The sequence below is a fragment of the Bacillus sp. (in: firmicutes) genome (assembly GCF_031983925.1).
Taxonomy (GTDB): Bacteria; Bacillota; Bacilli; order Bacillales; family Bacillaceae_G; genus Bacillus_A; species Bacillus_A pacificus.
Window position 1 is genome coordinate 743,349 of sequence record NZ_DALYZR010000001.1, and the last position, 6,720, is coordinate 750,068.

5 protein-coding genes are annotated in these 6,720 nt (G+C 34.4%); 4 read left to right on the forward strand and 1 reads right to left on the reverse strand.

The window, feature by feature from the left end; translation table 11 throughout:
- Positions 1–154 precede the first annotated feature (154 nt).
- From xylA to xylE, 4 genes are all read left to right on the forward strand, one after another.
- Entirely contained in the window at positions 155–1,492 is a 1,338-nt protein-coding gene (xylA, locus tag RTP99_RS03975) for a xylose isomerase (RefSeq protein WP_000079401.1), read from the forward strand.
- A 67-nt stretch (positions 1,493–1,559) separates the two neighbouring features.
- The gene (xylB, locus tag RTP99_RS03980; RefSeq protein ID WP_000878302.1) at positions 1,560–3,062 is read left to right on the forward strand and encodes a xylulokinase; all 1,503 of its coding nucleotides are present in this window, start codon (positions 1,560–1,562) and stop codon (positions 3,060–3,062) included.
- A gap of 170 nt (positions 3,063–3,232) precedes the next feature.
- Positions 3,233–4,276, forward strand: a complete 1,044-nt coding sequence (locus RTP99_RS03985; protein ID WP_001101055.1) for an aldose epimerase family protein — start codon at positions 3,233–3,235, stop codon at positions 4,274–4,276.
- 282 nt (positions 4,277–4,558) lie between these two features.
- Entirely contained in the window at positions 4,559–5,965 is a 1,407-nt protein-coding gene (xylE, locus tag RTP99_RS03990; RefSeq protein WP_011040269.1) for a D-xylose transporter XylE, read from the forward strand.
- A gap of 522 nt (positions 5,966–6,487) precedes the next feature.
- Here the strand turns inward: xylE and RTP99_RS03995 are convergent.
- On the reverse strand, positions 6,488–6,720 hold a 233-nt coding region (locus tag RTP99_RS03995), incomplete at its 5' end, for an excalibur calcium-binding domain-containing protein (protein WP_312364187.1).

Sequence of the window (6,720 nt, forward strand, 5' to 3'; positions counted from 1 at the left end):
TATATTATAACTAATCATTCTAAAAAAATCATTGAAATAACTAATCGTTTTATATATTATATAAGAAAGTTAGTTTATTGGCGCAACAAACTAAGATTAACTTGAAATGTAATTTAATAATTTATTTTAGCTAAATTAAAGGGGGACGCAACAAATGGCTCAATCTAGTACAAATAAAGTTAGTTATTTTGAAAGCGTAAACAAAGTTTTATACGAAGGTAAAGGTTCTAAAAACCCTTTAGCTTTTAAATACTATAATCCGGAAGAAATAGTTGGCGATAAAACAATGAAGGAGCAACTTCGTTTCTCTATTGCTTATTGGCACACATTTACAGCGGATGGTACAGATCCATTTGGTGCTGCTACAATGCAAAGAGCATGGGATAAATACGATGGAATGGATTTAGCGAAAGCTAGAGTGGAAGCAGCCTTTCAACTCTTTGAAAAATTAAATGTTCCTTTCTTTGCATTTCATGATCGAGACATTGCACCTGAAGGGAGCACGTTGAGAGAAACAAATAAAAATTTAGATGTAATCGTAACTATGATTAAAGATTATATGAAAACAAGCAATGTAAAATTGTTATGGAATACGGCTAATATGTTTACAAATCCTCGTTTCGTCCATGGTGCAGCTACCTCTTGTAACGCAGATGTATTTGCTTATGCAGCTGCACAAGTGAAAAAGGGACTTGAAACTGCCAAAGAGCTAGGTGCGGAAAATTATGTATTCTGGGGCGGTCGTGAAGGCTATGACACATTACTAAATACAAATCTGAAATTAGAGTTGGATAACCTAGCTAGATTTATGCAAATGTCCGTAGATTATGCAAAAGAAATTGGATATACAGGGCAATTCTTAATTGAACCTAAACCCAAAGAACCAACAACACATCAATATGATACAGATGCTGCTACGACTATTTCATTCTTGAGACAATATGGGCTAGAAAATCATTTTAAATTAAACCTTGAAGCTAATCATGCAACTTTAGCTGGCCATACTTTTGAACATGAATTACGAGTAGCGAGGGTGCAAGGCTTTTTAGGATCAGTCGATGCAAACCAAGGTAACCCTCTTTTAGGATGGGATACAGATGAATTTCCAACGAATCTATATTCTACAACTTTAGCAATGTATGAAATTCTTCAAAATGGCGGACTAGGTAGTGGTGGATTAAACTTTGATGCAAAAGTACGTAGAGCATCCTTTGAAGAAGAAGATTTAGTATATGCTCATATCGCTGGAATGGATGCATTTGCTAGAGGGCTAAAAGTAGCTCATAAATTATTAGAAGATCGTGTATTTGAAAACATTATTGACGAACGTTACCACAGTTTTAGAGACGGTATTGGTCTTGAAATTGTTGAAGGAAGAGCAAATTTCCATACATTAGAGCAGTATGCATTACAAAACTCAATTATTAAGAACCAATCAGGAAAACAAGAACGATTAAAGGCAATCTTAAATCAATATATCTTAGAAGTTTAATTTGCGAAAGAGGGTAAAAAGGTTGGTATCAATCTATGCCCTCTTTTGTACAGGTGGAGGTATGAACATGAAATATGTGATTGGGATTGATCTAGGAACGAGTGCTGTGAAAACACTTTTAGTTAATTCAAAAGGTGTGCTCTGTGCAGAGGTTTCTAAAAGCTATCCACTTATTCATGAAAAGACAGGGTATAGTGAGCAAAATCCAGAGGAGTGGGTTCAGCAGACGACTAGCGCATTACAGGAATTAGTATTCGAATCTCAAATTAGACCAGAAGACATAGAGGGAATTAGTTATTCTGGACAAATGCATGGTCTTGTACTGTTAGATAAAAATAATAACCTTTTACGTAATGCTATTCTGTGGAATGATACGAGAACGACTGAACAATGCGAGCAAATATATGAAATGATCGATGAAAAAAGTCTTTTAGAGATAACTAAAAATCAAGCGTTGGAAGGTTTTACTCTACCTAAGTTATTGTGGGTTAAACAGCACGAACCAGAAATATTTAAAAAAGTAGCTGTATTTATGTTGCCTAAAGACTATTTGCGCTTTAGAATGACTGGTTTCATTCACAGTGAATATTCAGATGCTGCTGGAACTTTGTTGTTAAATATAAGCGAGAAAACATGGAGTAAAGAGCTTTGTGAAATAGTTGGCATTGATATAAACATTTGTCCACCTTTAGTAGAATCAAATGAGTGTGTAGGGACAGTGAATGACGAATTCGCTCAAAAGACTGGTCTATCCTCATTAACTAAAGTGTTTGCAGGTGGAGCTGATAATGCTTGTGGAGCGATTGGATCAGGGATCTTATCATCAGGAAAAACGTTATGCAGTATTGGAACATCTGGTGTCGTACTTTCTTATGAAGAGCGAAATAATAGAGAATTTAATGGGAAAGTTCATTATTTTAATCATGGAAAGGAAAATGCTTTTTATACGATGGGCGTAACATTATCGGCTGGCCATAGTTTAAATTGGTTTAGGGATAATTTTGCTGAAAATGAAACATTTGAAGAGTTACTGAATGATATCACAAATGTTCCAATTGGATCAAACGGACTTTTGTTTACTCCCTACTTGGTAGGGGAACGCACACCGCATGCGGATGCTAATATTCGTGGAAGCTTTATTGGTCTTGATTCTTCACATAAAAAGAGGGATTTTGTACGGGCGATCATCGAGGGAATTACCTTTTCATTAAATGAATCAATTGAAATTTTTCGGGAAAGTGGTAAGAATATTGATGCTATTGTATCAATTGGTGGCGGAGCAAAAAATGATACATGGCTTCAGATTCAAGCAGATATTTTTAATGCGAAAATTATAAAATTATCTACTGAGCAAGGACCAGCATTAGGGGCAGCCATACTAGCTGCTTATGGGGCTGGCTGGTATAAGTCTTTAGATGAATGTGCAAATTTGTTTATCTCTTCTTCAAAAACATATAGTCCTATTTCAGAAAATGTTAGATTATACGCCCGACTGTATTGCTTATATAAAGATATATATGGCCAAACAAAAAAGCTAAATAAAGGATTAAATGAATTTAGAAAAAATTAACTTGTTACAAATTTCAACTCACAGAACTTATGTTTATCCCGCTATAGGCAGGCAGTAAGATCCCAACTCAAGATGTGGTGAAAGTAAAAGAGGTTAGATGGGGGATAAACTGCCCGTAAAGGCTCGATAGGTGAGGAATGGCTAAAATTTCATTTTATGAGGAGATTAAAATGAATGTAAAAGAGGAGATTTTTGGTGAGGTAGATGGTAGAGAAGTAAAATCATTTACCATGATGAATGATCAAGGAATGAAAATCACTTGTATTGATTTAGGATGTACGATTACTAGAATTGATGTACCAGATAAGAAAGGTAATTTAGAAAATATCGTTTTAGGCTTTGATTGTTTAGAAGAATATCTAAAATATTCACCATACTTTGGTGCGGTAATTGGTCGAGTTGCAGGGAGGATATATCCATCAAGTTTCAATCTGGATGATGTAACATACCACCTACCAAATAATGAAGGAGAAACTCATTTACACGGAGGGCCTAACGGTTTTCATCAAGTTATTTGGGAATCTTCTATTAGTCAAAGTCCTAATGAAATAAATATTACATTTACCTATATGAGCCCAGACGGTGAAGGAGGATATCCTGGAAATCTTAAAGTGAGTGTAGTTTATACCCTAACTAATAATAATGAATTAGTCATTACTTATTATGGAATTTCAGATAAGAACACCTTGTTGAATGTGACAAATCATACTTACTTTAATTTAAGTGGGAATCTAAAAAAAGATATCTTGCAGCATGAATTAACTATAAAAAGTGATCAATTCTTAGAACTTAATCGTTCATTACTTCCCACGAGTAAGTTAATTAACGTCGAAAATACACCTTTTGATTTTAGAAGTGGAAAAAGGATCATTTGTGGAGTGAAATCGGAACACCCACAAAATAAAATTGTTGGTAGAGGATATGATCACCCATTTTTATTAGGTGAGAATAAGCAGCAAATTTGTTTGATTGATCATTCTAATGGAAGAAAAATGATCATAAAAACGGATGAACCATGTGTTGTTTTATATACAGGAAATATGTTGGGAGATCACTTTCAAATTAGGGGTGTTCCTTGTCGAAAGTATCTTGGTCTATGCCTTGAAACACAACGTCCACCCAACTCCATTCATAATAGGGAATTTGCTTCTATTTTATTAGAAAAAGATAAAGAGTATCATTCTAAAACCTGTTTTAGTTTTACATTAGCGTAGGAATAGATTAATTAATAAGAGCAATTTTAAAGGTTTATAAGTATGATTTTTCCTACAGTAATATATAAATTTAAAGTAGAGGGGAGTATAAAGGCAGTTAGTAGAATTGCAGGTAAAAGGAAAAAAATTTTATTCTTAATTAAATGAGTTTTTTTGAAAGCGCTACAAAAATGTGTAGTACATGCTTGAGATAATCACCACATACATGGATTATTTCATAAAAAGATTATTGATGAATAGAATTCCTTGCAATCTATTAAATTAACCTGTCTTTAGTTAAATATGAAGCAAAAACGAAACTCACTGTATATTTTTTCTATTACATTAGTAGCTGCAATTGGAGGTTTATTGTTTGGTTATGATACAGCTGTAATATCTGGAGCGGAAGAATCATTGAAAGTTTACTTCATTGACAGCCTTGGATTAGGTTCCTTAGCACATGGAGTTACTGTATCAAGTGCATTAATAGGATGTATTATTGGAGGGGTAATATCCGGCTACTGTGCTTCAAAATTCGGTCGTAAAAGATCACTTATAATTGCAGCAATACTCTTTATCGTATCGGCGCTAGGTGCATCTTATCCTGAATTTTTATTTTTTACAAAGGGTGAACCAACAATCGTTTTGTTACTAGCTTTTAACCTTTATCGAATCATAGGTGGAATTGGCGTTGGATTGGCTTCAGCTATTTGTCCGATATATATAGGGGAAATTGCTCCAGCTGATATTCGTGGTAGGTTAGTGTCATTTAATCAATTTATGATTATTTTTGGTATGTTAGTGGTTTATTTTGTTAACTGGGGTATTGCGAATGGAGAAACACTAGAATGGATAAATGATGTGGGCTGGAGGTACATGTTTGCGTCAGGGGTAATTCCAGCTATAATATTCGCTATACTTTTGTTATTTGTACCTGAAACACCTCGATATCTAGCGATACAGCATCAGGACAAAAAGGCTCTGGCTATACTTACAAAGATTAATGGTCCTTTAGAAGCTAAAGCTATTTTAGATGATATTAAACAAACTATGGCTATAAATGTTTCCTCAGAAAAGTTATTCTCTTATGGAAAATTAGTTATTATTGTCGGAGTGTTACTTTCTGTATTTCAACAGTTTGTAGGCATAAATGTTGCCTTATATTATGCTCCCCGCATTTTTGAAAGTATGGGAGCAGCTAAAGATTCCTCTATGATGCAAACCATTATTATGGGATTAGTAAACGTTATATTTACAGTTATCGCTATTTTAACAGTTGATAGATGGGGAAGAAAACCATTATTAATAGTGGGTTCTATTGGTATGGCAATTGGAATGTTTGGTGTAGCAAGCATGGCTTTTGCTAATATCATTGGAATTGGTACTCTCATATTTATTATTGTCTATACAGCTTCATTTATGATGTCATGGGGGCCGATTTGTTGGGTATTAATTTCAGAAATTTTCCCTAATAAAATCCGTGGGCAAGCTGTAGCCATTGCAGTAGCTGCTCAATGGGCGGCTAACTATTTCATTTCATCTACATACCCAATGATGATGGAATATAGCGGGGGACTAACATATAGTTTTTATGGTTTAATGAGTGTACTTTCTGCCTTATTTGTCTGGAAGTTAGTTCCTGAAACGAAAGGTAAAACTCTTGAACAGATGGAGAATACGTGGAAAAAACAAACTGAATATATAAGTTAATATACAATACAAACTTTAATTATTTATTCCGCTTTAATGGGCTGTCCATAAAAGCCCGATTGGTGAGGGCTGATTAAAGTTTCACTTTATATTAGGTGACAACATGGGTGTTATAACTCTGGGGAAATTTTCAAAACTCCTGTAGAAAAGTACAGGAGTTTTTGTATAGATTGAAAAAAGCATAAATCTGGGGACATTATATATCCCCATAAACTTAAGAGAAGCTGTGGAACTATAAAAATACATTTTTCATTTCAACATATTGATAAAATACGTGTTATTTTTTCAAAGTAACCACTTTTTCAGTGGCATCCTATAAAGCTAATGTTTTTTGGAAAAACTACGAGTGTCTGAAGCTGATGGGATATGGAGGAATAATCGTGTGCGCGAGAATCAATACTACAAACAGAAGCAGAGCAATCTTCACATGCAATTTCACATTTTAAAAATTGCAAATCGTGGATTGTAATCTTTCCTTTATGAAAGTAAAAAAGAAGCTTACTAGAAGCTTCTTTTTTACTACTATTTTTCACATGCAACTCCATCGCCATCACGATCAAGATGTGAGGCATAACCTGGTTGTCCTTTATATAGGGGAGCTTTCCCAGCAGCTCTAACTGCAGCACAATTTTTGTAATATGCACTACTAGTATTTCCTGAAGCAGGTTGTGTTTGAGTTTGCTGTGCTTTTTTCTGTTCCTCTTGTTGTTTACGAGCTTGTTCATCAGCTTGGCGTTTTTGCTCTTCTTGTTGTT

Coding starts and splice junctions, on each gene's coding strand:
- xylE (WP_011040269.1), top strand. CDS start 4,559: ATGAAGCAAAAACGAAACTCACTGTATATTTTTTCTATTACATTAGTA.
- xylA (WP_000079401.1), top strand. CDS start 155: ATGGCTCAATCTAGTACAAATAAAGTTAGTTATTTTGAAAGCGTAAAC.
- RTP99_RS03985 (WP_001101055.1), top strand. CDS start 3,233: ATGAATGTAAAAGAGGAGATTTTTGGTGAGGTAGATGGTAGAGAAGTA.
- xylB (WP_000878302.1), top strand. CDS start 1,560: ATGAAATATGTGATTGGGATTGATCTAGGAACGAGTGCTGTGAAAACA.